General features: G+C 62.9%; 20 protein-coding genes. 7 read left to right on the top strand and 13 right to left on the bottom strand.

The genetic code is table 11. The features are described 5' to 3' along the window. The first annotated feature begins 41 nt into the window (after positions 1-41). Together BN1233_RS04355 and BN1233_RS04350 are read left to right on the top strand one after the other, a co-directional pair. Positions 42-1,235, top strand: coding sequence for a CaiB/BaiF CoA transferase family protein (locus BN1233_RS04355; protein WP_046862492.1), 1,194 nt, complete (start codon positions 42-44; stop codon positions 1,233-1,235). Between the two features lie 156 nt (positions 1,236-1,391). Continuing rightward, complete coding sequence (locus tag BN1233_RS04350) at positions 1,392-1,913, top strand: DUF1772 domain-containing protein (protein ID WP_244470822.1); 522 nt, start codon at positions 1,392-1,394, stop codon at positions 1,911-1,913. 63 nt (positions 1,914-1,976) lie between these two features. Here the strand turns inward: BN1233_RS04350 and BN1233_RS04345 are convergent, their stop codons facing one another. The 9 genes from BN1233_RS04345 to BN1233_RS04305 form a co-directional block, all read right to left on the bottom strand. Then, the gene (locus BN1233_RS04345) at positions 1,977-3,503 is read right to left on the bottom strand and encodes a tripartite tricarboxylate transporter permease (RefSeq protein WP_046862143.1); all 1,527 of its coding nucleotides are present in this window, start codon (positions 3,501-3,503) and stop codon (positions 1,977-1,979) included. A gap of 7 nt (positions 3,504-3,510) precedes the next feature. Then, entirely contained in the window at positions 3,511-4,008 is a 498-nt protein-coding gene (locus BN1233_RS04340; protein WP_147706953.1) for a tripartite tricarboxylate transporter TctB family protein, read from the bottom strand. Between the two features lie 71 nt (positions 4,009-4,079). Continuing rightward, positions 4,080-5,105 carry a Bug family tripartite tricarboxylate transporter substrate binding protein gene (locus BN1233_RS04335; RefSeq protein ID WP_046862141.1) on the bottom strand — a complete coding sequence of 342 codons (1,026 nt, stop codon included), beginning with the start codon at positions 5,103-5,105 and terminating at the stop codon, positions 4,080-4,082. A 496-nt stretch (positions 5,106-5,601) separates the two neighbouring features. Then, positions 5,602-5,877: a hypothetical protein gene (locus BN1233_RS04330; RefSeq protein WP_046862491.1), complete on the bottom strand. Its 276-nt coding sequence runs from the start codon at positions 5,875-5,877 to the stop codon at positions 5,602-5,604. A gap of 351 nt (positions 5,878-6,228) precedes the next feature. Next, positions 6,229-6,807 carry a dihydrofolate reductase family protein gene (locus tag BN1233_RS04325; protein WP_046862140.1) on the bottom strand — a complete coding sequence of 193 codons (579 nt, stop codon included), beginning with the start codon at positions 6,805-6,807 and terminating at the stop codon, positions 6,229-6,231. A gap of 231 nt (positions 6,808-7,038) precedes the next feature. After that, the gene (locus BN1233_RS04320) at positions 7,039-7,716 is read right to left on the bottom strand and encodes a phosphoribosyltransferase (RefSeq protein WP_046862139.1); all 678 of its coding nucleotides are present in this window, start codon (positions 7,714-7,716) and stop codon (positions 7,039-7,041) included. Beyond that, the gene (locus BN1233_RS04315; protein ID WP_046862138.1) at positions 7,703-8,401 is read right to left on the bottom strand and encodes a dienelactone hydrolase family protein; all 699 of its coding nucleotides are present in this window, start codon (positions 8,399-8,401) and stop codon (positions 7,703-7,705) included. Before BN1233_RS04315 ends, BN1233_RS04320 begins: the two co-directional genes overlap by 14 nt. A gap of 54 nt (positions 8,402-8,455) precedes the next feature. Further along, entirely contained in the window at positions 8,456-8,935 is a 480-nt protein-coding gene (locus BN1233_RS04310; RefSeq protein WP_046862137.1) for a DUF2267 domain-containing protein, read from the bottom strand. 184 nt (positions 8,936-9,119) lie between these two features. Further along, positions 9,120-9,395 carry a hypothetical protein gene (locus BN1233_RS04305; RefSeq protein ID WP_046862136.1) on the bottom strand — a complete coding sequence of 92 codons (276 nt, stop codon included), beginning with the start codon at positions 9,393-9,395 and terminating at the stop codon, positions 9,120-9,122. 614 nt (positions 9,396-10,009) lie between these two features. Between BN1233_RS04305 and BN1233_RS04295 the strand changes: the two genes are divergently transcribed. The 5 genes from BN1233_RS04295 to BN1233_RS50945 all read left to right on the top strand — a co-directional run bounded on the left by BN1233_RS04295 (position 10,010) and on the right by BN1233_RS50945 (position 18,901). After that, on the top strand, positions 10,010-11,230 hold the full coding sequence (locus tag BN1233_RS04295; RefSeq protein WP_046862490.1) for an MFS transporter: 1,221 nt from the start codon (positions 10,010-10,012) through the stop codon (positions 11,228-11,230). A 641-nt stretch (positions 11,231-11,871) separates the two neighbouring features. Continuing rightward, positions 11,872-12,996 carry a glycine betaine/L-proline ABC transporter ATP-binding protein ProV gene (proV, locus tag BN1233_RS04290; RefSeq protein ID WP_425311678.1) on the top strand — a complete coding sequence of 375 codons (1,125 nt, stop codon included), beginning with the start codon at positions 11,872-11,874 and terminating at the stop codon, positions 12,994-12,996. A 20-nt stretch (positions 12,997-13,016) separates the two neighbouring features. Further along, positions 13,017-13,952: an ABC transporter permease subunit gene (locus tag BN1233_RS04285; RefSeq protein WP_082145135.1), complete on the top strand. Its 936-nt coding sequence runs from the start codon at positions 13,017-13,019 to the stop codon at positions 13,950-13,952. A 60-nt stretch (positions 13,953-14,012) separates the two neighbouring features. Then, a complete protein-coding gene (locus BN1233_RS04280) occupies positions 14,013-14,900 on the top strand; it encodes a glycine betaine ABC transporter substrate-binding protein (RefSeq protein ID WP_046862134.1) in 888 nt (295 codons plus the stop codon). A 254-nt stretch (positions 14,901-15,154) separates the two neighbouring features. After that, entirely contained in the window at positions 15,155-18,901 is a 3,747-nt protein-coding gene (locus BN1233_RS50945; RefSeq protein ID WP_052763694.1) for a PAS domain-containing protein, read from the top strand. Positions 18,902-19,257: 356 nt separating this feature from the next. On the opposite strand, the gene BN1233_RS04270 is transcribed toward BN1233_RS50945, so the two are convergent. From BN1233_RS04270 to BN1233_RS04255, 4 genes are read right to left on the bottom strand one after another with little or no spacing between them, the layout of a single operon-like run. Further along, positions 19,258-19,953: a molybdate ABC transporter substrate-binding protein gene (locus BN1233_RS04270; RefSeq protein WP_046862133.1), complete on the bottom strand. Its 696-nt coding sequence runs from the start codon at positions 19,951-19,953 to the stop codon at positions 19,258-19,260. Between the two features lie 6 nt (positions 19,954-19,959). Beyond that, complete coding sequence (locus BN1233_RS04265; RefSeq protein WP_046862132.1) at positions 19,960-22,101, bottom strand: xanthine dehydrogenase family protein molybdopterin-binding subunit; 2,142 nt, start codon at positions 22,099-22,101, stop codon at positions 19,960-19,962. Further along, entirely contained in the window at positions 22,098-22,568 is a 471-nt protein-coding gene (locus tag BN1233_RS04260; RefSeq protein WP_046862131.1) for a (2Fe-2S)-binding protein, read from the bottom strand. Before BN1233_RS04260 ends, BN1233_RS04265 begins: the two co-directional genes overlap by 4 nt. Before the next feature lie 9 nt (positions 22,569-22,577). Further along, positions 22,578-23,546: a Bug family tripartite tricarboxylate transporter substrate binding protein gene (locus BN1233_RS04255; protein WP_046862130.1), complete on the bottom strand. Its 969-nt coding sequence runs from the start codon at positions 23,544-23,546 to the stop codon at positions 22,578-22,580. Positions 23,547-23,638 lie beyond the last annotated feature (92 nt).

Here is a 23,638-nt window from a genome sequence, read left to right as displayed (position 1 = left end):
CCGCCCGCACTCCGCAATCTACGAACGACGACGAGGAATCCATGGGTCCTTTGGCCGGTCTGAAGGTGATCGACCTCACGCATGTGATGGCTGGGCCAACCTGTACGTTGATGCTGGCCGACATGGGCGCGGATGTTATCAAGGTGGAGAAGTCACCGGATGGTGACGACACGCGGCGCATGATCCCGCCGAAAATCGGCGATCAGGCTGCGTCCTATCTGATGATGAACCGCAACAAACGGGGCATCGTGCTGGATCTGAAAACTCCCGGCGGCGCCCGCATTCTGCATCGGCTCGTGAAGGACGCCGATGTGCTCGTCGAGAACTTCGGCCCCGGCGTCATGGAACGCCTCGGCTTCGGCTACGAGGATCTCCGGAAGGACAATCCGCGCCTGATCTATTGCTCGCTCTCGGGTTTCGGCCGCACCGGCCCTTACAAGCACCGGCGCGGCTTCGACCTCGTCGCGCAGGCGATGAGCGGCATCATGAGCTTTACCGGAGAGGCCGGCGGAGCTCCTGCGAAATGCGGGCCGCCGCTCTCCGACATCACGGCCGGAATTCTCGCGGCCATGGGCATTCTTGCGGCCTATACGCATCGCCTGAAGACCGGAGAGGGCCAGTTCGTCGAGACCTCACTGCTCGAAGCCGCCCTCGTCCAGACCTACTGGCAATCGGCGATCGCACTGGCAACGGGAGAGGCGCCCCGCGCCATGGGCTCGGCGCACCCGCTCAATGCTCCCTATCAGGCCTTCGAGACCGAGGACGGCTGGATCGTCGTCGGCGGCGCGAACCAGAGGAACTGGATGCGCACCCTCGAGGCGATCGGCGCGCCGGAACTCGCAGAGGATCCGCGCTTCCGCGACAATGCCGGCCGCATGGCTCATCTGCCCGAGCTCGAGGCCGAACTCGCCGCGCATTTTCGCACCAAACCGGCCGCATACTGGCTCGCGCTGCTCGAAGAGAAGGGCGTACCATGCGGGCCGGTTTACGACATGAACCAGGCGCTCTCCGATCCGCAGACCAAGGCGCGCGAAATGGTCGTCGAAGTCGAGCATCCGACCCTCGGCGCCGTGAAGACGCTCGGCCTGCCGGTCAAGTTTTCCGAGACACCCGGCAAGGTTCGGAAGGCTGCACCGCTCTTCGGTGAAGATACTCGAGAAATCCTCGCGGAACACGGCTTCACCCCCGAGGAGATCGAGGTCTTCATGAAGGAGAACGCAATCGTCGCGCGCTGACTTCTGCCTATGGCGAGAGCGCAGTGTTTTTCCCTCACCCGCGCAATGCGTGCGGGGGTGAGGGTGGCTCTGCAATGCTTGCAAGCACAGCATAGCACAACGAGCACGTGACGCGCGGTCGCCCACAAGGGCCGCGATTCATGATATGCTCACGGCATGTCCCCTGCCGGCCCATCGATGCACGGCGGATACCGCCACTCGGCGGCGTACGACGTCGTGTTCTTCATTGCTCTGCTCTCGACCGCTATCGCGCTTGGCGGAGCACTGGCGCATCTCTTCGAGCTGCCGAACAAGATCTACCTGCGGCGAGAAGAATACTTCGTCGTTCAGCAAGCCTATCGCGGCTGGGACAGGCTCGCATATGTTCTGCTCGTCGAACTGGTCTCAATGATCGCAGTCGTGATCATGTCGCGGCGCGAGCGTTTCGTCTTCTGGCCCGCCGTCTTCGCGGTCCTGTTCCTCCTCGCCGCTCAGGCCGTGTTCTGGACCTATACGTTTCCCGCGAACGTCGCGACCCGGAACTGGACGATGATTCCGGACGACTGGGTGGTACTGCGCATGCGCTGGGAATATTCCCATGCCGTCGGCGCGGCCTTTCAGTTGCTCGCCATGAGCTCGCTCATCATTGCCGTCCTGGCCCGGGCGAGGACTGCGGTTCCCCGCCACACCACGCGCTGATGTGGTCGCACGGCTTGGCCGACCCGTCGTCGCCATTCTGGCGTGCCGGCGACGCCTCCGCTGTCAATCGGCCAGTTCGGCCCGCTTCAGCTTCGCACGGAACATCTTCGCGCGTCCGATCAGCATGGCCCAGAGCGGCCAGGTCAGAAGAATGATCGCAAGGATCGTGATCGTGCTCACGAGGGCGTTCGAGAAGAAGATGCCGAGATCGCCCTGTGACATCAGCATGGACTGGCGGAAGGCATCCTCCGCCTTGTCGCCGAGCACGAGGGCCAGGACGAGCGGCGCAATCGGATAGTCGAGCTTCTTGAAGACATAGCCGACGAAGCCGAAGATCAGCGCGATCCACAGATCCGGCTTCGAGGAAGCCACCGTCCAGGCCCCAATGAAGCAGATGACGACGATCAGCGGACCGATGATCGCGAAGGGGATGCGCAGGATCGCGGCGAAGAGCGGCACGGTCGTGAGCACGAGGATCACGGCCACGACATTGCCGACATACATCGAGGCGATCAGGCCCCAGACGAAGTCGGGCCGCTCGATGAACAGCATGGGTCCGGGATTGAGACCCCAGATCATGAGCCCGCCCATCATCACGGCAGCGGTAGCGGAGCCCGGGATGCCGAGCGCCAGCATCGGCAGCATCGCGGCAGTGCCGGCACCGTGGTCGGCCGTCTCGGGCGCGATGACGCCTTCCGGCTCACCGTGCCCGAACCGGTCGCGCCGCCGTGAAAACCTCTTCGCGAGGCCGTAGCTCATGAAGGAGGCTGCCGTGGGCCCGCCTGGCGTGATGCCCATCCAGACCCCGATCAGGCTGCCGCGCAAGAGTGCGACCCAGTATTGCGGCAGGCGAGCAAGCGTCGACAGGACGCCCGAGAGGTTCACCTTCGCTCTCACGCCCTCGAACTTCAGCCCCTCCTCCATGGTGAGCAAAAGCTCGCCGATGCCGAAAAGCCCGATGACGACGATGAGGAAGCTGATGCCACGCAATAGTTCGTCGAGGCCGAAGGTGAGCCGGAGGCTGCCCGAGACCGTGTCCATGCCGACGGTCGCAAAGGCGAACCCCAGAAGGATGGAGACGAGCGTCTTCGCGGGATTTGCACCCGACAGTCCAACGAAGCTCGCGAAAGCCAGAAAATAGACGGCGAAGAATTCGGGGGACGAAAACTGCAGCGCGAAATTCGTCACCCAGCCGGAGAGGAGCGTGATGACGATGACGCCGACCATGGCGCCGCATCCGGCCGACAGGAACGCGAAGGAAAGCGCTTGGACCGCCTGTCCTTGCTTGGCCATCGGATGACCATCGAAGGTCGTCGCGACAGAGGATGGTTCACCTGGAATGTTGAACAGGATCGACGTCGTCGAGCCGCCGAACAAGGCGCCCCAATACATGCTGGTGAGCAGGATGATGGCTCCGACCGGGTCCATCGAATAGGTCAGCGGCAGCAGGAGCGTCACGCCGTTAGGGGCACCGAGCCCCGGCAGCACGCCGACCAGGATGCCGAGCAGCACGCCGACCATCATCAGGGCGATGTGATGCACGGTCAGCGCAACGCTGAAGCCGTGGAGAAGCGAATCGATATTGGCCATCGGCGCCTCAGTAGAGCCCGAGTAGAGCTTCGAGCGGCCCCGTCAGGAGGGGCACCTTGAACCAGATCGGAAAGATGAGCCGCATCGCGACGGCGACAGCCAGCGCCAGGCCGATTGCGAACAGAGGCCGATAGCCGCCCTGGAACACCATGACGAAGATCAGGTACAGAACCGACGCGACGTAGAGCCCGAGAAAGTTTGCGACGATCACGAAGCCTATGATCGGCAGGCCAAAGGCGAGCACGCGCTGCGCCTGCACGAACGTGACGAAAGTCGAAGTGTCGGTGCGGGCGCGACGGAGCGCGAGAATGAGGTTCGTGAGACTGCCCAGGACGATGAGTATCCCGATACGGAACGGGAAGTACCCTGCCGCGGGTCCCGAATCGCCCCATCCGATGTCGTGTTCGACGGCGCCCCACATGACGGCAACGCCCACGGCTCCGGTGACGAGCGCCGTCGCCACCTCCATGCTCGTGCGAGACACGAGCGACCGTTCATTTGCCACTGAACCAACCTCTTGCTTGAACGGCGAAAGGCACGGCCGTTCCTGCCGTGCCTTTCACTGGATCAGACGGCTCAGTTCACGAGCCAGCCTTCTTCCTCGTAGACCTTGCGGGTGCGCTTCTCGTCCTCGTCGATGAAGGTCTTGAGCTCAGCCCCGGCGATGAAGCGGCCCGTCTGCGCGGTCTTGGTCAGATAATCCTTCCATTCCGGTGTCTCGGTGACCTTCTTCAGGACGCCGGCCCAGAAATCCACCACCTCCTGCGGCGTATCCGGCGGAAGCGAGACGGTGCGCGGCATCTGGTACGTCTCGATGCCGGAACCCTGCTCCTTGCAGGTCGGAATATCGCCCCAGCTCTGAGTCGGACTCACCTTGTCGCCCTTTGGCATCCGCTCCTTCGCGAAGACGCACAGCGCCTTCACCTGCCCGGCCCGCCAGTGACCGACGCTCTCGCTCGGGTTGTTGGTGTCCGACTGGACGTGCCCACCCGTGAGTTGCACCGAGGCCTCGCCGCCGCTCTTGAAGGGAACATAGATGAATTTCGCGCCCGTATCCTTTTCGATGAGGCGCGTCAGCGTCTGGTCCGTGTCTTTCGACAGGGCGCCCGCCATCCTGAAGGTTCCGTTCGCGGCCTTGGCAGCCTCGGTGTACGACTTGTAATCGTTGTAGGGCGCATCGCCCTTCACCCAGAGAACGAACTCGTCGAACACCATGGCTGCCACGGGTTCGAAATCCGTGTGCTTGAACGCCACCTTGGCGACCATCGGCAGCGTGTAGAGGTTCGAGGTCCCGAAGGCCAGCTTATGGCCATCGCCGGCAGCGGCCTTCACGTAAATGAAAGTCTCGGCCCCACTGCCACCACCCTTGTTCGATACGAGGATCGGCTGATCGATCAGGTTATGGTTCTGGATCGCGAGTTGCACCGCGCGCGCGAAAATATCCGTGCCGCCGCCAGGACCCGCAGCACCAACGAACTCGACAGGCTTTGTAGGCTTCCACTCGGCGTGGGCAGCCGTCGGCACTGCCCCCAGCCCCAGGGCGACAGCGGCGGACGCCACGACACCAAGTGCCCAACGCACATCAACAACTTTCGAGAGCATTCAGTCCTCCTTGTGCTCCGCCTGGACCTGCGGATGCGGTGTTCGGCATTTCCAACCTGCCGCCTCTTGGTGAGCAGTTGCGCCTCTCCTACCACGATTTTGAATTCAAAATACAGCCTCCGGCAACCGCTTTTTTCTGTCGCGCCGTCCAACCAGCCGATTTGCATTCAAAGTCCAGCGATGTCCCGAGACCGCTGCGGCACTGGCAGGACGCAACCGCGCCGTCTTCGGCGCGAGGAATTTACCTTGGCCTAAAGACATCGTTGCTCATGTCGCGCATCGTTCACGTGCACGTCGCCGATGGGCGATGGCTCCGGCGCGACACGCCGACTGCATCGGCCGGCCATCACAGCCCATGCGGTTAAGGCACCGGTGGAGTCACACCACTCCGGTGTTCAGGGCGCTGTCGGCCCGCTATACTGATGGGATCGGCCCGGCGACCGTCATTGACGCCTATGAAGCAAGCCCGGACATCAGCGGGGCTGCCCGCCGCGGCTCACCTTCGCGCAGACATCAGGTCATGCGCCAGCACGGTCAGCTTTCCGATCAGGCTGGCGCTGTCGCCATAGGCGCAGGACCACTGGGTTCCAATGGCGGCACCATCGGCGGATACGGAGACGACTGCGATCGACCGCAGCTTGCCCTCGCGTGCGAGTCTGAGGTGCTCCTGCAGAAGATCGATGATCTGAGCGACGTTCTCATCGGCCGGCGCCTCTTCGACCGGCCGCGGAAAGGCCACCACGCTGCTCTGTTCTCGACTCTGTTCGCCCATTTCTGCCCCGAATCCGATAGGGCTCCAAACGCCGGCTTCGTTCCCGCCGTCCGAGCCCGTCGTTTCGTCCCATCTCGTCCCGAAGGTGTTGCCCATCGCGCTGCGGTCGTGGCGGTCTGTGCCGTCATCGATCCGGAAGCGGTTGCGGCGCACTATTCGCGGCGAGCCCACTCTACCTTTCTCGAACTCCATAAAAATGACGCCCGGTCTCCCGGGCGCCGAGATAAAAGAATGGGAGGAGATTGGCCCGCGCCCAATGGTCGGGCACGAAGAATACTAGAGAAGTCCCCCGGCTTTGGCTGTGACTCGAAAGTCACAGCCGGCCACTTCACGACATCCGAGGCGCCAGCATCATTCGGAACTGCCAAGTTCTTCTTCCGCTCTGCGCCGCCACACTGTCAAGCTGACAAGATTCTCCTCGTCGAGCCATTGTATCGATCCAGGCCTGAGCCCGCCGTCCCGCAGGACAAGATCCGATGGCGTGCCGGTTTCGCACACGTGGAACAACCCTCTCCCTCGCGGGATCGCGCGTCCGTGGGCTCGCGCGAGGTGGAAGGCGGTAAAGCTTGCAGCCCCCAGGAGATCGAAGACGTCTCGACCTCCCGGCACGGCCACCTCGCCGCCCTCCGGGATGATCGTTTTCAGCGCTTTCGGAAGCGATCGCTCGGCAGGGTTCCACCACCAGCCATCGGCGCGATGCACCAGAGCCGATACGGAGCGGGACATCACGAGCCGCAGACGGTTCCTGTGATTTGCGTTCGTCTCGTGAGACCGCCGCCCCATGAGCGTGATCGCCGCACGATCGAGCCCGGATTGAAAGTAGAGCCAATCTGCATCGTTCCTGAGAACATCCGGGAAGCGTCCTTCGGCATCGGCAATGCAATCATTGTCGCAGACGATCGCATAGGCATGGAGCGGATAGTCGATCATGGAGCCGTGTTCGAATCGCAGCCGGAGAGGTGCGCAGCACAATGCCGAAATGAAGACGGTCCGCTCATCGTCCGGTCAGGTGCATCCGTCAAGACGCACGGGGCGATACGCGAGAGCACGCGGGCTCTCAGCCATCCGGCGCGGCTATGGAAATCCCAGCCTGGCGAAGCTTCCAGGAGGGCCGGATCCCAATGCCGTGCCGAGCCATCGATCCGGACGACGCTGTAAAGCTCAGGATGTCTCCTGCCGCGTCCAGAGACGGGCGCGATTGAGGAGATCGATCACCTCCTCGTCAGTGGTTTGCGTAAAATCCGCAAAATGCGCGCCGACGGCATAGAACGGTTCGGGTGTCATCAGGCAGATCACCTCGTCGGCTTCATCCTGCAGCCGGGCAATCGTATCCCTTGGCGCAACCGGCACGGCCAGCACCAGACGCGCCGGATGCGCCCGCGCGAGCCCCTTCAAGGCTGCACGCACCGTCCCCCCCGTCGCGATGCCGTCATCGATGACGATTGCCATCCGACCCTGCACGTCGATCGGGCTTCGACCTGCAAGATAGTGCTGACGCCGCCGTTCGATTTCCTGCAACTGTCGTGCGGCCTCCTCTTCGATGTAGCGTGGCGATACATCGATCTGGTCCATCGCCTCTTCGTTCAGGACGATCTCCGGATGCGCTCCATCGACGACGGCGCCGAGGCCGAATTCGAGATGACCTGGGGCGCCGATCTTGCGCACGAGAACGAGGTCGAGCGGAGCTTCGAGCACCCGCGCAACCTCGAAGGCGACCGGCACTCCGCCCCGCGGCAGTGCCAGCACGACAGGGTTGGCGCTCTTGTAGGGCAACAGGCGGCGTGCAAGCTGGCGCCCGGCATCAGCGCGATCGGCAAAGTTCGCATCATCGAAGAGCATGAGTCAGGTTTTCCTGGCGCAGAAAGCGGTTGAAGAATTCGGAAGCGATCGCCACGACCTGGTCGAGTGTTCCCGGCTCTTCGAACAAGTGACCCGCTCCTGGAACGATCTTCAATTCCTTTTTACAGCCGAGTTCCGCGAAGGCTCGCTCATTCAGGTCGATCACCTCCGTATCGTTGCCACCGACGATCAGGAGCGTCGGCGCACGAACATGCGGGATAGCAACACCGGCAAGATCGGGGCGCCCGCCGCGAGACACGATTGCGGCAATGCGATGATGGCTGATCGTCTCCGCAACCAGCGCGGCAGCCGCGCCGGTGCTCGCCCCGAAATAGCCGATCGGAACGTCTCGCAATTCCTTGGTGCGCGCCCAATCCGTAGCGGCAGCAAGCCGTTCGGCCAGCATCGTGATGTCGAAGACGTTCGCCCGGTCCGCCGCCTCACTGGGTAGCAGAAGATCGAAGAGGAGCGTGCCGAACCCTTTCTTCTGAAGATGCTCGGCCACGACGCGATTACGCGGGCTCAGGCGAGAGCTGCCACTTCCATGGGCAAACATCACGACGCCATGTCCCGCTGCCGGGTGAACCAATGTTCCAGGAAGTCCGAGATCTCCGACCGAGACCAACACCTCCGGCCTGTCGTAGCTGTGGTTCACCGATCCGTCCTGGCTCTGCCTGTCGGCCATGTCACGCACTCCCTGCTCCAGGCACCGGCCAGAAACGCGGCCGAGCTTGGTCTCTCAGGTGCTCCCGCCTGGGTTTATCCCGATCTGGCCAAGCTCGTCCGACACCGGCCCGCGCTGCCAGAGCGAGCGGACTCCTTCGGGAAGGGCATTGCAGACTTTCCGGATCTGCCCTTCGGGCAAGTGGCGGGACAGCACGCCGAACACGGCGCGGCTGGCCTCCCGCGGATCGACGGGCTGGGCCTCGCCGAGATCGGCCTCGACCCGGTCGAGAAACTCGTCGAGCGTGCGATAGTGCTCGCACCGGATCTCGGGGCGCCACTGGTCATAGTAGGCCCCGCGTACCAGGATGGGCAGTTCCGCCCCCAGATGCACAGCCAGTTCGAGCGGCACCCTGTCCCGGATCGCCCGCAGGACCGAGCCTAGCATGCGCCATGCAGCTTCGCGATCGGATCCGGCCGCCGCCGTGATCTCGTTCAGCCAAATGTGGGTGGTCTGAAGTGTCCGGTCGAAGACGTCGAGACCGCTCGCGCCCACGGCGCACCTCCCAGGTCTCACTCTCGACCGGTGAACTCGCTGTCAGGTCGCCGGTTCCAAGACTGCAAGGGAAAGCGCGCACCGGCCCGGCGAATCGGCGTCTCTCAGCGTGCCGGCCCGCGCCATGCGGATAAGAGGGAAGTTCAAGCGTGACGGCAGCAGTCACGCAGAAGCGCGGCTGTGACTACTTGCGAGCTGCCATGAGATCATGCGTCAGCACGGTGAGCTTGCCGATGAGGCTCGCACTGTCGCCATGAGCACAGGACCATTGCGTTCCGATAGCGGCGCCATCGGCCGAAACCGACACGACCGCAATCGACCGCAGCTTGCCCTCGCGGGCCAAGTGCAAATGCTCCTGGAGGAGATCGATGATCTGCGCAGTATTCTCGTCGGCGGGCGCTCCCTCCACAGGCCGCGGAAAGCTGGTAACGCACTTCGGCTGCTGCGCTTGGTTGCTCATGGTCCATACCCCATCTGTGATCCCGACGGGAGGCGCGGGATTCAATTTTGCGGCACCGTAAAACGCACTTTCCTGCCAAGCCAAATCCGTAGTGCATGCCCGGTGGACAAGTGATGAATGCGTAAAGCTGAGCTGCGCAAGGAGTCGGGTTTTGCATGCCTTTCGACATTGGCGCTGCCACCCTCACCCGCCCCTTCGGGGCGACCTCTCCCGTCAAGGGAGAGATGCAGCGGAGTCGGCTTGCACATCGCCTCTCCCCTGGCGGGAGAGGTCGGATGCAAAGCGTCCGAGTGAGGGAGGGAAACGCTGCGCCACAAGACCAAAACGCCCGATTGCACCGACACCATGACTGCTCGTCCACCCACGGACAGGGGCTTGACGAATGTGCGCGCGGACTTGACAGGCCTTGCCATGATACTGCGAGGCAGCGTGTGGTTCGCTTTCGCACATCAGCATTCAAGCGAGATCGAGCCAGGGCAGGAGACGCAGTGCTCATCCATCTCTCACTCTGGCCCGATCGATGAGGAGCTGGCGGTGTTCATGACATTTTCCGTGCGAGAAGAGACGAAGCTGGAACATGGCGTACGCGCCGGAGCTCGTAATCGGTGATCGGAATGCTGCGAATCCTTCGCTCCGTGCTCGTTCTCCTCCTCGCCATCTTTCTACTGATGGCTGGGAACGGCCCCCTCACCACGATCATCAGCGTTCGGCTGGAAGCGGCAGGGACGGCATCGCCGGTCATCGGCGCCGTGATGTCCGCCTATTTCGGTGGCCTGACACTTGGATCCCTTTTCGCGTACCGGGCGGTGACCCAATACGGCCACATTCGGGCCTTCACGGCATTTGCGTCCGCGCTCTCGGCGATTGCCCTGGCCTATGCCTTATATGTCTCATCTCCTCTCTGGGGTGTCCTGCGCCTCGCGGAGGGCTTTTGCATGGCGGGCCTGTATATCTGTATCGAGAGCTGGCTCAACGACAGCGCCACGGCCCAGACACGAGGCAGGATTCTCGCCTCCTATATGATCTGTCTCTATGCAGGTCAGTCGATCGGCCAGTTCATGCTGAATCTGCCGGACCCCTCCGGCTTCCTGCTGTTCGTCCTGATCTCGATTCTCCTCTCGGCTGCCGTCATTCCGGTTGCACTGACCCGCATGACTCCTCCTCACCTGCCCGATGTCGCGGGGCTGAGCTTTCGGCGCCTTTATGCGGCCTCACCTCTCGGCATGGTTGGTACGGTGGCGAGCGGCCTTGTCCTCGGCTCTGTCTACGGCCTGGGCGCGATCTTCGCGCGGGAGATTGGCCTCGACCTGTCTCGAACAGCCCTATTCATGAGCGCCGTCATCTTGGGCGGCGTGCTGCTCCAGCTCCCGGTCGGCCGGCTTTCGGACATCTTCGATCGCCGGCTGGTGATCCTCGGCGTTCTCGGGGGCATGGTTCTGGTCAGCGGCTTCATGGCAGCTGCGACGCAATTCGGCATCTTTGGCCTCACCCTCGCCGCTCTCGCATTCGGAGGATTTTCGTTCGCGCTCTATCCGTTGTGCGTCGCACACACCAATGATCATCTCGGCAATGCGGAACGCGTTTCCGCCAGCGGCGGATTGATCCTCGCCTATTCCGCAGGCGCGACTTTGGGCCCTCTGCTCTCCTCCGGCACGATGGCCTTCACCGGAGCGGCCGGTCTGTTTGCCTTCACGGGAGGAATCAGCGGCCTATGCCTCCTCTTCGGCTTCTGGCGCATCTGGATGCGCCCGTCGCCGCCTCAGGAAGAGCAGGGACGCTATCAGGCTCTGCCACGGACAACACCCGTCGTGGCTCCGCTCGATCCGCATGCTTGAATGCCGACGAAATCGCGCGAGCTCCTTCGTAAGGCGACGGCAGCATTGTCGATGGTACGAGGGAACTTGTGCAGCATTGCGGCACGCTCGATCTCGGAGATCAACTCACAGATCTCCTGCCGCTCACGCAGAACGAGACTTGCGCGGCAGTACACATCGTCTCGCACGCCGCTGCAGTGTCAATTTTCAATAGACCGTGCTTTCATCCTGTATCAATCGCCGCAACGATTTCGTGCAGGTTTCCACGCTTTTGCTCAAACGCTCCGCGCTCGCATCAGCGGTGTGCGTGCAGGCCTAAAGCCACGAATCTGTCACAGGGGGTTGGCTTGCCAGCCACAATGGTCTAGATAAGCCCGACCATCGCTGTTGCGCTGAAGAGATTTCGCGGATGCGGTCATGCGTGTGACCTCGCGCATGTGCACGTCACGCCAGAGATATTCGCACCTCTTCAGGCGCATTTTGGCTCAATATGGAGTGAATGCACCCTTCGGTACGAGGAAGGGACAAAAGAGGTGTCGATGACTACTGAGGCAGACTCACCGCTGCACTCTGAAGAAAATCGTGGTGCCGCACCGGTCGACAAGATCGCGTTGCGGCATGTGTTCAAAGTGTTCGGCGCGAACGTATCGCGCGCCATCAAGATGATCGAGGCAGGCGAAGGCAAGGACGCCGTTCAGGCGCAGACCCGCTGCACGATCGGCGTCAACGATGCCACGTTCGGCATACGCGAAGGCGAGATTTTTGTCGTCATGGGGCTTTCGGGCTCCGGAAAATCGACGCTGCTGCGCCTTCTCAACCGCCTGATCGAGCCAACTCTGGGCTCCATTCTCGTGGATGGTCAGGATGTGACGCGCATGAGCAAGCGTGATCTCATCGAGCTGCGCCGGCGCGACATGAGCATGGTGTTCCAAGGCTTCGCGCTACTCCCCAACCGCAGTGTCATCGACAATGTTGCCTTCGGGCTCGAAGTCGCCGGCGTGGGTGAGGCCGAGCGCAGGCAAAAGGCACTTCAGGCACTCGTTGCAGTCGGGCTCGAGCGCTACGCTACCAGCTGGCCGGACGAGCTTTCGGGTGGCATGAAGCAGCGCGTCGGCCTTGCCCGCGCGCTCGCCAGCGAGCCCACGATCCTCTTGATGGATGAAGCCTTCTCGGCGCTCGATCCGCTGATCCGCACCGAGATGCAGGACGAGTTGCTGCGTCTGCAGGGCGAGCACAGCCGTACGATCGTGTTCGTCAGCCATGATCTCGACGAGGCCATGCGCATCGGCGATCGGATCGCGATCATGCAGGATGGTGTCGTCGTCCAGGTGGGCACGCCGGAAGAGATCGTAATGCAGCCGGCAAACGATTACGTGCGATCGTTCTTCCGCAACGTCGATGTCAGTCACGTGTTCCGCGCAGGCGATATCGCGCGCCACAGCCAGCTGACGCTGATCGACCGCGCCGGCCTGAGTGTCAATGCTGCGCTGGAGCAGATGCGCTCGCATGACCGCGACGTCGCCATCGTGGTGGCCCGCGACAAGCGCTTCCAGGGTATGGTGAGCGCCGAGTCGCTGAGGGAAGCCGTGCGCTCGGGCGGGCCGGACCCCTATCATCGCGCCTTCCTGCCCGACACGGCGCCCATCGAGGCGGACACGCCGCTTTGTCAGGTGATGGGGCGCGTCGCCGAGAGCCGCTGGCCCGTGCCGGTCGTGGACGGACGGGGTCGCTATCTTGGCGCCATTTCCAAGTCCTCCCTCCTGATGACCCTCGATCGCGCCGCCTGAGTGCGCGCGAAAGGATAACCATGGATTACGAGTTCCGCATCGGGGCGGGCGCCGACGCCGTCGTCCAGTACATTCTCGACAATTTCTCGCCGGCCCTCGATGCCGTCGCAGACGGAATCGGCCTCTTCGTCGAGGGTATCCGAGATATACTCCTCTGGGTCCCGACGCCCGTCTTCATTGCCGCCCTTGCGGCACTTGCGCTCTGGCGCACGGGCTGGCGCTTCGCGTCCTTCACCTTGGCTGCGCTCCTGCTGATCACCTTCATGGACCTCTGGAAGGAGACGATCGAGACTCTTGCGCTCATCATCGGGGCCACGGCGATCGCAGTCACGATCGGGATCCCGCTCGGTATCGTGATGGCGCGGAGCCGGCTTGCGGCCCTGCTCACGCGTCCGGTGCTCGACCTGATGCAGACCATGCCGGCCTTCGTCTACCTGATCCCGGCGGCCATGTTCTTCGGTCTTGGCGCCGTGCCGGGCACGATCGCGACGGTGATCTTCTCGATGCCACCCGTCGTGCGCCTCACCGCGCTCGGACTCACGCAGGTGAACCGTGAATATGTCGAGGCGGGCCTCGCATTCGGCTGCACCGATCGGCAATTGCTCACGAAGGTTCAGTTCCCGCTAGCCCTACCCTCCATCATGGCGGGGGTGAACCAGACGATCATGCTCGCTCTGTCCATGGTGGTCATCGCCTCGATGATCGGCGCCGGCGGCTTGGGCAACACGGTACTCACCGGCATCCAGAGACTCGATGTCGGGCTGGGCTTCGAGGGCGGACTCGCAGTCGTCGTTCTCGCGATCATCCTCGACAGGCTGACACAGAGTCTCTCGCGCCCGGCAGCCCTGCAGTTGCCGCGCATGCTCCCGTCTCGCACCGGCTCGACGGCTAAACCGGAAAGAGCCGAAACGGAAACGGCAGGAACAGGAACGGATTTCGTCAGGGCTGGCACCTGACGGACACCGCGACGACTGTCGTCGGAACTCCCCAACCCGAATCTCAGAAGGAGGATTCTCATGTTGAAGACGCTTGCCCGCGCTGCTTTCACGGCGGGCTTGGCCTTGAGCCTCACGGGCGCCGCTCACGCGCAAGAGCAGAAGGCCCCTATCAAGATTGGCTGGACGGCTTGGGCCGATGCGGAATTCGTCACGAAACTCACCAAGAAGCTGATCGAGACCAATCTCGATCATAAGGTGGAGCTGGTCCAGACGGATATTGCGCCCCAATACCAGGGCGTCGCCAAGGGTGACATCGATCTCATGATGATGGCCTGGCTGCCGGAAACCCACAAGGACTACTGGGCCCGCGTCGGCAACAAGGCCGTGCAGCTCGGCGTGATCTATACGGATGCCAAGCTCGGCTGGGTCGTGCCATCCTACGTCCCGGAGGATCAGGTTTCCTCGATTGCCGATCTCGCCAAGGAGGACGTCCAGAAGAAGCTGGGTGGCAAGGTGCAGGGCATCGACCCTGGCGCAGGTCTCACACGTCTCTCCAAGGAGGCGCTCAAGACCTACGATCTGGATGATTACAACCTCACGACAGCGAGCGATGCCGCGATGGTAGCCGCTCTCGACCGTGCGATCCGCAAGAAGGAATGGATCGTGGCGACGGGCTGGAGCCCGCACTGGATGTTCGGAAAATACGAGCTGCGCTACCTGGACGATCCGAAGAACGCCCTGGGCGGTATCGAGCGTGTCTACGTCATCTCCCGCCAGGACTTCCAGAACGACTACCCGAAAGTAGCGCAGTTCCTGATGCGCATGCACTTGCCGATCGACGAGCTTCAGAGCGCCATGTCGGCTGCCAATGAAACCTCGGTCGACGAAGCCGTCGAAAAGTACATCACGGAGCATCCGGCACGCGTGAAATACTGGCTGACGGGCGAGATGCCGTCAGCATCGTAGCGCGACGATCACGCAACGAGCGACGGGCCGCCGGAGATGCTGCTCCGGCGGCCCACTCGTTTGGCAAGCTGAGCAGTTCCGGTGCCCACGAGAGTCATGCTTCCCCGGCAGCGGCATCGGCCAGGGCCTCTGTCGAGTGCGAGGCGCGACACAGGGTGAAAGAATGCGGGCCTTAGGATATATCGGCAGGTAGACGCGGCGTGATCAGCTTAGTTTGACCACGCTCGTGAATGCGTGGTCGAGGATCTCGGGCCATGACGACATCTCGGGAATCCACCAGGGAGCACGTCCGGAACGCCACGGCCGCGCTTCATCAGGTCCTGCAGGTCTCACCGAACGGTATCGATATCCAGGGCGCCGCGGCCATCATCGAGCAGGCTCTCAGGAACGCCGAACGGGAGCATGAGAACCGCGCCCGCCGAAGATTGAAGGAGGCGCATGAAGCGGCCCAGGAGCGCCTCGCGCGGCTGCTCAGTTCGTCTCCCGCAGTCATCTACAGCTTCAAGGCGTTCGGCGACTATGCCCCCACATTCGTCAGCGAGAATATCAGGGGCGTGTTCGGCTACACACCGGCCGCGTATCTCCAGGATCCCTCTTTCTGGCGTGACCGTGTCCATCCCGATGACCTCGCCCGCGTCGAGGAAGTGATCGCCACATTCTTCCAGAATGGCGTGCATGCGGTGGAATACCGCTTCCGGAAACGGGACGGCAGCTACTGCTGGGTGAACGACGAGCAGCATCTGATCCGCGGCACCAATGGTCAGCCCCTCGAGATCGTCGGCTCCTGGAGCGACATCACGGCACGCCGGGCGGCGGAGGCGGAGAAGGCGGCTGCGCATGCCCGCCTGTCCCGGTTGCTCGCGAGTTCTCCTGCCGTCATCTACAGCTACAAGGCGACGGGCGACTTCGCGCCGACCTTCGTGAGCGAAAACCTCATGGACTGGCTCGGTTACGAGCCGCGGGAATACCTGGAGAACGCCGATTTCTGGCGGCGCTGCGTGCATCCCGACGACCTCGCCCGTGTGGAGGCCGAGTCCGTCCAGCTGTTCAGAAAAGGCCGCCACGCGGTCGAGTACCGGTTCCTCCGGAAAGACTGCACCTATTGCTGGGTCAACGACGCACAGCACCTGATTCGCGACGCGGACGGCCAGCCGGAAGAGGTGGTCGGCTCCTGGAGTGATATCACCGAGCGCAAGCAAGCCGAGGAAGCCGCAGTGGCGGCCCAGGACCGAATCGAACGGCTGCTCGCTACGTCACCGGCCGTGATCTACAGCTTCAAGGCGGGCGGTGACTATGCGCCAACCTTCATCAGCCAGAACGTGAAGGATCTGCTCGGCTACGAGCGCGAGGAATATCTCGAAAGTCCCGATTTCTGGGAAAGCCGCATTCATCCGGAGGATGCTCCACGCATCCTCGCCGACTATGGTCGCCTCTTCGAGGATGGCCACCTCTGTGTCGAGTACCGCTTCCGCAAGAAGGACGGCAGCTATTGCTGGGTGAGCGACGAACTGCAGGTGCTGCATGACGCGGCGGGCGAGCCGACCGAAGTGGTCGGCTCGTGGAACGACGTGACGGCACGTAGGCAGATTGGCGAAGCGCTGGTCGCGGCGCAGGACCGTATCGTGCACTTGCTGACGTCTGCACCGGCCGTGATCTACAGCTACAAGGCAACAGGTGATTTCGCGCCGACCTTCGTGAGTGAGAACATCAGGGACTGGCTCGGTTACGAGCCGCAGGAGTACCTCGAGGATGCCGATTTCTGGCGTCGCTGCGTACATCCCGAAGACCTCGTGCGTGTGGAGGCAGAGGCATTCCAGCTGTTCAGGAAGGGCCGCAATACGGTCGAGTACCGCTTCCTGAAAAAGGATGGTACCTATTGCTGGGTGAATGACGAGCAGCACTTGATCCGCGATGAAGAGGGCCAGCCGGTCGAAGTGGTCGGCTCCTGGAGCGATGTCACCGAGCGCAAGAAGGCGGAGGAAGCCGCGGCGGCGGCCCGGGAGCGGATCGAGCACCTGCTCGCTACGTCACCGGCCGTGATCTACAGCTTCAAGGCGAGCGGCGACTATGCGCCGACCTTCATCAGCCAGAACGTCAAAGAACTGCTCGGCTATGAGCGCGAGGAGTATCTCCAGAGTCCGGACTTCTGGGAAGTTCGAATCCACCCCCAGGATACGCCGCGCATCCTGAAAGCCTATTCACGCCTCTTCGAGGAGGAACGGCTCGCCAGCGAGTACCGCTTCCGCAAGAAGGACGGCAGCTATTGCTGGGTGAGCGACGAACTGCAGGTGCTGCGCGATGCAGCGGGTGAGCCGGTCGAGGTGGTCGGGTCCTGGAACGACATCACAGCGCGACGGCAACTCAGTGAGGCACTCGTCGCGGCACAGGAGCGCCTCGTGCATCTCATGTCGTGCGCACCGGCCGTGATCTACAGCTACAAGGCGACGGGTGATTTTGCGCCGACCTTCGTAAGCGAGAACATCACCGACTGGCTCGGTTACGAGCCGCGCGAATATCTTGAAGACGCCGACTTCTGGCGGCGCCGCGTGCACCCCGACGACCTCGCGCGTGTCGAGGCCGAGTCCGTCCGCCTCTTCGAGAAAGGACGCCACACGGTCGAGTACAGGTTCCTCAGAAAGGACGGCACCTATTGCTGGGTGATTGACGAGCAGCACCTGATCCGAAACCGCGACGGTGAACCGGTCGAGGTCGTCGGCTCGTGGAGCGACGTCACGGCCCCCAAGGAGGCAGAGATTGCGTTCCGGCGCAGCGAGCAACGGCTGACCGAAGCGATCGAATCGATCTCGGAAGGCTTTTCGTTGTACGACGCGGAGGACCGACTGATCGTCTGCAACAGCGCATATGGCGAAATCCTCTATCCGGGGCTGGGTGTGCCGGCGCCCGGGACACCTTATGAATTGCTCATCCGCAAGGCCGTCGAGCAAGGTCTCGTCGCGGACGCCAAGGGGCGGGAGGACGACTGGATCGCCGAGCGCTTGACGAAGCATCGACAGCCGGGCGAGGCCCATGTCCAACGCCGTGCCGACGGCCGCTGGATCCAGATCAACGAACGGAAGACCGCAGAAGGGGGCACCGTCGCCGTCTATACGAACATTACCGAGATCAAGCGCGCCGAAGAGGCCATCCGCGAGGCCAAGCGCCAGGCTGACCTCGCCAATGAGATCGTGAGCGAACAGAAGCGAGAGCTGGAGGTGCTGTCGACGAAGCTCTCGAAATACCTGTCGCCCCAGGTCTACTCGTCGATTTTCACGGGTGAGCAGAGCGTCGAGATCGCCTCGAACCGCAAGAAGCTGACGATCTTCTTTTCCGATATCGCAGATTTCACGGCGACAACCGATGATCTTGAATCCGAAGAGCTGACGTCCCTCCTCAATCATTATCTCACGGAGATGGCGAAGATCGCGCTGGATCACGGAGCAACGATCGACAAATATGTCGGTGACGCGATCCTGGCATTCTTCGGCGATCCGGAGACCAAGGGCGTCAGGGAGGACGCCGCGGCCTGTGTTGCCATGGCCATTGCCATGCAGGCCCGCATGCGGGAGCTTCAGGCCGAATGGCGCGACGCCGGATTGGAGAAACCGTTCGAACTTAGGATTGGAATCAACACCGGCTATTGCACCGTGGGCAATTTCGGCAGCGAGGACCGCATGGACTACACGATCATCGGCAGCGCCGTGAACCTCGCATCGCGGCTGCAGTCATTTGCCGAACCGGGCGGCATTCTCATCAGTCATGAAACCTACTCGCTCGTCAAAGACATCGTTGTGGCCGAGGAGCAGAGCCCCGTTCTGGCGAAGGGCTTTTCCAAGCCGGTCCGCAACTACAAAGTCATCGGCGGATCTGATCGGCTGGCATCGGAACAGAGGATCATTCGAGAGGAGCAGGACGGCCTGAAGGTCATACTCGACATGCAGAAAGTCGATAAGGCCAGTGCGGTCCGGATGCTGGAAAATATCCTCGCACGCTTCAGGGCGTGAACACGAGCTTGACGTAACGCCCAATCGGCGGTGCTGCATCACATAGCCGGATGCGCTTTCGAATGGCGAGCCCTGCGCAGAAATTCGGAAGTCATGCGCATGACTCTGGATTGCTTTGCCTGCGGCTCGCAATGACGGAGGTGTGGCGGACGGGCTGTGCATCACGTCTGCGGCTCACAAGGACGGCAGTGGGTCCGGCGCTACTCCGTTTCCGGCCCTGCACAGCCCGCCCTCAAACCCTCTTCGTCATTGCGAACAAAGTGAAGCAATCTACCCGTCTAAGGATGGATCGCCCCGCCTCCGGCTCATAATCCTGATGTGGAGCCACAGCCTCGTGGTCATCTCCCCTCAGGACTTCACATGAAACCGAGGCGCTCGCGGATCTGGCGGGCGCCGTCACCGGACAGGAGTGCGATCAATGCCCGCGCCTCTTCCGGGTGTTGGGCTCCCGTGCAAACCGCCGCCGTGTAGACCGTCGCGAGTTCGCATCCCGGCGGAAGGGAACCGACGAGGCGGACTCCCGGTGTGTTCACGATCTCCGTCACCTGCGTGCAGCCGATCGGGCGTGCACTCGTCGCAGCCGCAAGCTCCCGCATCGCGGTCGCTCCGTTCGGAAAGCTCCTGAGACGCGGCTCGACCTCATTCCAGATGCCGAGCGTACGGAGCACCTTGGCGAAGTGGACGCCAGCGGTGGCCTGCTGAAAGTCGGGAATGAATATCTCATCCGCAGCGAGAAGCGTGTTTCTCAGAGTGTCGGTCGTGTCCACCCGCGGAGCCTGATCACCGCAGCGGACGGCAACACCGGTCTGGACGGTACCGAGGGCGACAGCGGATCCTCCGGTGACATGGCCGTCCCGCGTGAGTTCCTCAATCACGGCCGAGGTCAGGATGACGGCGTCCGCCGGAGTCCCGTTGCGGAGCCTAGATTTCATCCGCCCGACTGCGCTGAACTCGCCTGCGATCGAAAAGCCGGTCGCGTGCTCGAACTGTGCAGCCAGCCCACTCACCAGTCCCTGCGCCGCGCCTCCGCTGAGAATTCTGAGCTTGTTCATGCATACCTATGCCATCGCGGCGATGATTCGATCACGGGTCATGGGGAGATCGCGTATCCGTATGCCCAGAGCATCGGATACAGCGTTTGCGATTGCCGCGGCCGTGGGACCGAGAGCGGCCTCGCCGGCCCCGAGCGGTGGCTCGTCCGGACGGGAGACGATCTCCACTTCGACCGCGGGAACCTCCGAGAACCGGAGGATCGGGTAATTCTCCCAAGAATCGCTCGTCACGCGGTTCCGGTCGAAGCGGACGGCCTCCTTGAGCGTCCAGCTCGTCGCCTGGATGGCCCCACCCTCGATCTGGTTCGCGACGCCGTCCGGGTTGATGACCTCGCCGACATCGACGGCGATCACGAGCCGCTTGACCCGGATCTCGGCATCGCCCTCGACCTCCGAAACGACCGCACAATACGCACCGGAATTCTTGTAGCGGGCGCATCCGACGCCGTGCCCGACACCGTCGCGCTTTTCCCACGACGCCCAGGCGGCACGGGCCGCGGCAGCCTCCAGGACGGTGCGCGCCCGCGGGTCGCGCAGATGGCGCAGGCGAAACGCGACCGGATCTTCGCCCCGCTCTTCCGCGAGTTCGTCCAGGAACGACTCGATGGCGAAGACATTGGCGAAGGCCCCGAGCGACCGCAGGGAAGATGTCCTGAGAGGTTGCGCGAGCACCCGGTGGCTCATAATCCGCCATGACGGAAATTCGTAGAACGGCACCGCGTTCCGCTCCGCTCCGCCGCCGCTCGCCAGCGGCGGATTCGATGCAGGAACGCGTGCAAACGGCTTCGCGAGTTCCGTCGCCGCGAGCAGCCGAGGGACCTCGGCTCGCCCCGGCCGTGCGACATGGCCATTGCCCCAGATCTCGTGCCGCCAGCCGACGATCTCGCCGCCTTCGTCGAAATCGGCCTCGATCCCGATCGCCATGGCGGCCCCGAAGGGCGCATGAACGAGTTCATCCTCGCGGGACCACTGCACCCGGACCGGACGTCCACCTGTCGCGCGAGCGAGAAGCACCGCATCGAGTGCCACGTCGTCCGCCCCGTTATGACCGTAGCAACCTGCCCCCTCCACGTGCTCGACCACAATCTTGTCAGGAGGCGTCGAGAGCACCAGGCTCAGATCGGCCCGGAGATTGTAGATTCCCTGGCTATGGCTCCAGACGTGGACGCCACTCTCGCTCCACTGCGCGAGCGCACAGGAAGGGGCAATCGATGCATGGGCCAGGAAAGGACGCGAGTATTCGCGCCGAAGCGTTCGCGCCACGGTGGCACCGGTTCCCGCCTCGCGGCTGGCGACGATGCTCGACTCGCACGGCTGGCTCTTGAGCCACGCTGGCAATTGCACCTCATCCGGCAGAGTTTCGCCGTCCGACCAGAGGGCACCGCCCCGGAGCCGAAGCAGGGCAGTGTGCGCCCCTTCTTCGGTCTCGGCGATCACGCCGATGAAGTTTCCGTCGCGGACGACGCCAACGAACCCGGCGATATCCTGCACGGCTGCCTCGTCGAGCGACAGCAGCCTTGCGCCGGGAGATTGGGGCCTGAGCACCCGCCCGTGCAGCATGCCCGGCAATCTCAGGTCGTGGATAAAGCCTGCCGGGCCGAAGACTTTGGCGGGGATGTCACGACGCGCCGCGGCCGTTCCCGCGACCGTGCGCGCCGAAACCGCCTTCGGTTTGGCCGTCGCGGTCGCGTTCACGGCGAGGGATATGGAATCTGCCAGTTCCCAGTAGCTCGTGCGGGCGTTGCCCGGTCCGATGATCGTCCCGTCCTGGATGTCGAGCACTTCGGCGGGAACGCCGATTTGCGCGGCCGCCGCAGCAAGATAGATGGCTCTCGCGTCCGCGCAGGCGAATCGCAGCGCCGTCCCGCAATTCTGAACCGACAGGCTTCCCGAGGTGACACCCTCGTCTGGGCTTCGCGCCGTGCTCGCCGCAACCATTCGTATGCGCTCGAGACTCACATCGAGCTCGTCGGCTGCGATCTGGGCAAGAGCCGTGAGAATTCCCTGGCCGATCTCGATCTTTCCTGGCGAGACCTCGACGAACCCGCTCGGAGAAAAGCGAAGCCATTGGGCGAGCTGCGGGTTCGTGCGCAGGCTGCCGGGCAAGCCGGCTCCATCACTGCCCTCCGGGGGAGGAGCCTTGCTCATGATTGCCGGCTCGCCACAGCGCGGAGCACGGCACGAACCATGCGGTTATGCGCGCCGCACCGGCAGAGATTGCGGTCGAGGGCGTTCCGTACCTCTTCCGCCGACGGGGATGGATTGCGCTCGAGCAGAGCAGCGGCACTTATCAGAATGCCCGAGACGCAGTAGCCGCATTGCATGGCCTGCTCCGCTTCGAATGCGATCTGGAGCGGATGAGGTTTCTCTGGGGTTCCCAATCCTTCGATCGTCGTGATGCGTTTGCCGTCGACAGCCCCAATCGACAGGTCGCAGGAGGCGACGGCCCGACCATCGACGAGCACATTGCAGGCGCCACACTGGTTTGCACCACACCCGAAACGTGTGCCTGTCAGCTTCAGCATGTCGCGCAGGACCGCCAGGAGAGATGTTCCTCCATCGGCGTGAATGGTCCTATCGACGCCATTGACGCAGAGTTGAACCCTTTGAAGCATGGAGATGACTCAATGCGTCTTGATGCCGGCCGTTTCGATGACCTTGGCCCATTTGTCGATATCCTTGCGCAGATATTCGCCGAATCCCGCGGGCGTCATGGTCATCGGCGATGCCCCCTGCTTCTCCCATGCCTCCTTGACGTCGGGCCGGTTCACGACCTTGCCGATCTCGGCATTGAGCTTCTCGATAATGGGCTGCGGCGTTCCCTTGGGAGCCATGACACCGAGCCAGATGGTCGCCTCGTAGCCGGGCACGCCGGCCTCCGCAATCGTCGGAATGTCGGGCGAGACTTCGGATCGCTTCTGGCCCGTCACGCCCAAGGCTCGGACCTGTCCGGCTTGCACATTCGGGACCATGGTCGTGACGGCATCGAACATCATCTGCACGTGGCCTCCGATGATGTTGTTCCGCGCCTCACCGCTGCTTCTGTGCGAGACGTGGACGATGTCCGTTCCGGTCATGGCTTTGAAGAGCTCACCCGCCATGTGATACGGCGTGCCGGGTCCGGACGACGCATAGTTCAGCAATCCGGGCTTTGCTTTCGCAAGGGCGATGAACTCCTGCAAATCCTTCGCGGGAACCGAAGGATGGATCACCATCACGAGATCGGAATAGTTCACCGGCGCAACCGGCACGAGGTCGCGCAGCAATTGATACGACTTCTTTGGAAAGAGCGTCTCGTTGGTCGTATGCGTATTGGACATCATGAGCAGCGTGTAGCCGTCCGGCTGAGCCTTGACGACCTCCTCGGTGCCGATGATGGCTCCGGCCCCAGGCCGATTCTCGATCACGAATGGCTGCTTGAGGCTCACCTCGAGGTGTTGTCCGATCACGCGCGCATAGACGTCGGCGGGCCCTCCGGCGCCGAAGGGCACGATGATCTTGACGTTACGGGCCGGATAGTCCTGCGCGGCTACGGGCAGCGCAAGGCCGACAACAATGGCGAGCGAGGGCCAGACTTTCGAGAAGCATGCCATCGTTTCCTCCCGTACCGATCGCCCACTCGAAGATCCCTCCAGGGATCGCCGGCGGCGGACGGCACCGTGTCGAGACGCTGCGCCGGATTTGA

Source organism: Microvirga massiliensis, from assembly GCF_001006805.1.
Lineage (GTDB): Bacteria > Pseudomonadota > Alphaproteobacteria > Rhizobiales > Beijerinckiaceae > Microvirga > Microvirga massiliensis.
Note: the sequence above shows the minus strand (reverse complement) of the source record. Positions and strands in the feature narration are given on the sequence as shown.

Excerpts from the sequence above, each read along its gene's own strand:
- BN1233_RS04265 (WP_046862132.1), bottom strand. The coding sequence starts at position 22,101 with ATGAGCAAGGCTCCTCCCCCGGAGGGCAGTGATGGAGCCGGCTTGCCC.
- BN1233_RS04305 (WP_046862136.1), bottom strand. The coding sequence starts at position 9,395 with ATGAGCAACCAAGCGCAGCAGCCGAAGTGCGTTACCAGCTTTCCGCGG.
- BN1233_RS04345 (WP_046862143.1), bottom strand. The coding sequence starts at position 3,503 with ATGGCCAATATCGATTCGCTTCTCCACGGCTTCAGCGTTGCGCTGACC.
- BN1233_RS04280 (WP_046862134.1), top strand. The coding sequence starts at position 14,013 with ATGTTGAAGACGCTTGCCCGCGCTGCTTTCACGGCGGGCTTGGCCTTG.
- BN1233_RS04270 (WP_046862133.1), bottom strand. The coding sequence starts at position 19,953 with ATGAACAAGCTCAGAATTCTCAGCGGAGGCGCGGCGCAGGGACTGGTG.
- BN1233_RS04320 (WP_046862139.1), bottom strand. The coding sequence starts at position 7,716 with ATGCTCTTCGATGATGCGAACTTTGCCGATCGCGCTGATGCCGGGCGC.
- BN1233_RS50945 (WP_052763694.1), top strand. The coding sequence starts at position 15,155 with ATGACGACATCTCGGGAATCCACCAGGGAGCACGTCCGGAACGCCACG.
- BN1233_RS04355 (WP_046862492.1), top strand. The coding sequence starts at position 42 with ATGGGTCCTTTGGCCGGTCTGAAGGTGATCGACCTCACGCATGTGATG.
- BN1233_RS04255 (WP_046862130.1), bottom strand. The coding sequence starts at position 23,546 with ATGGCATGCTTCTCGAAAGTCTGGCCCTCGCTCGCCATTGTTGTCGGC.
- BN1233_RS04295 (WP_046862490.1), top strand. The coding sequence starts at position 10,010 with ATGCTGCGAATCCTTCGCTCCGTGCTCGTTCTCCTCCTCGCCATCTTT.
- BN1233_RS04350 (WP_244470822.1), top strand. The coding sequence starts at position 1,392 with ATGTCCCCTGCCGGCCCATCGATGCACGGCGGATACCGCCACTCGGCG.
- BN1233_RS04325 (WP_046862140.1), bottom strand. The coding sequence starts at position 6,807 with ATGATCGACTATCCGCTCCATGCCTATGCGATCGTCTGCGACAATGAT.
- BN1233_RS04315 (WP_046862138.1), bottom strand. The coding sequence starts at position 8,401 with ATGGCCGACAGGCAGAGCCAGGACGGATCGGTGAACCACAGCTACGAC.
- BN1233_RS04330 (WP_046862491.1), bottom strand. The coding sequence starts at position 5,877 with ATGGGCGAACAGAGTCGAGAACAGAGCAGCGTGGTGGCCTTTCCGCGG.
- BN1233_RS04260 (WP_046862131.1), bottom strand. The coding sequence starts at position 22,568 with ATGCTTCAAAGGGTTCAACTCTGCGTCAATGGCGTCGATAGGACCATT.
- BN1233_RS04335 (WP_046862141.1), bottom strand. The coding sequence starts at position 5,105 with ATGCTCTCGAAAGTTGTTGATGTGCGTTGGGCACTTGGTGTCGTGGCG.
- proV (WP_425311678.1), top strand. The coding sequence starts at position 11,872 with ATGATCGAGGCAGGCGAAGGCAAGGACGCCGTTCAGGCGCAGACCCGC.
- BN1233_RS04285 (WP_082145135.1), top strand. The coding sequence starts at position 13,017 with ATGGATTACGAGTTCCGCATCGGGGCGGGCGCCGACGCCGTCGTCCAG.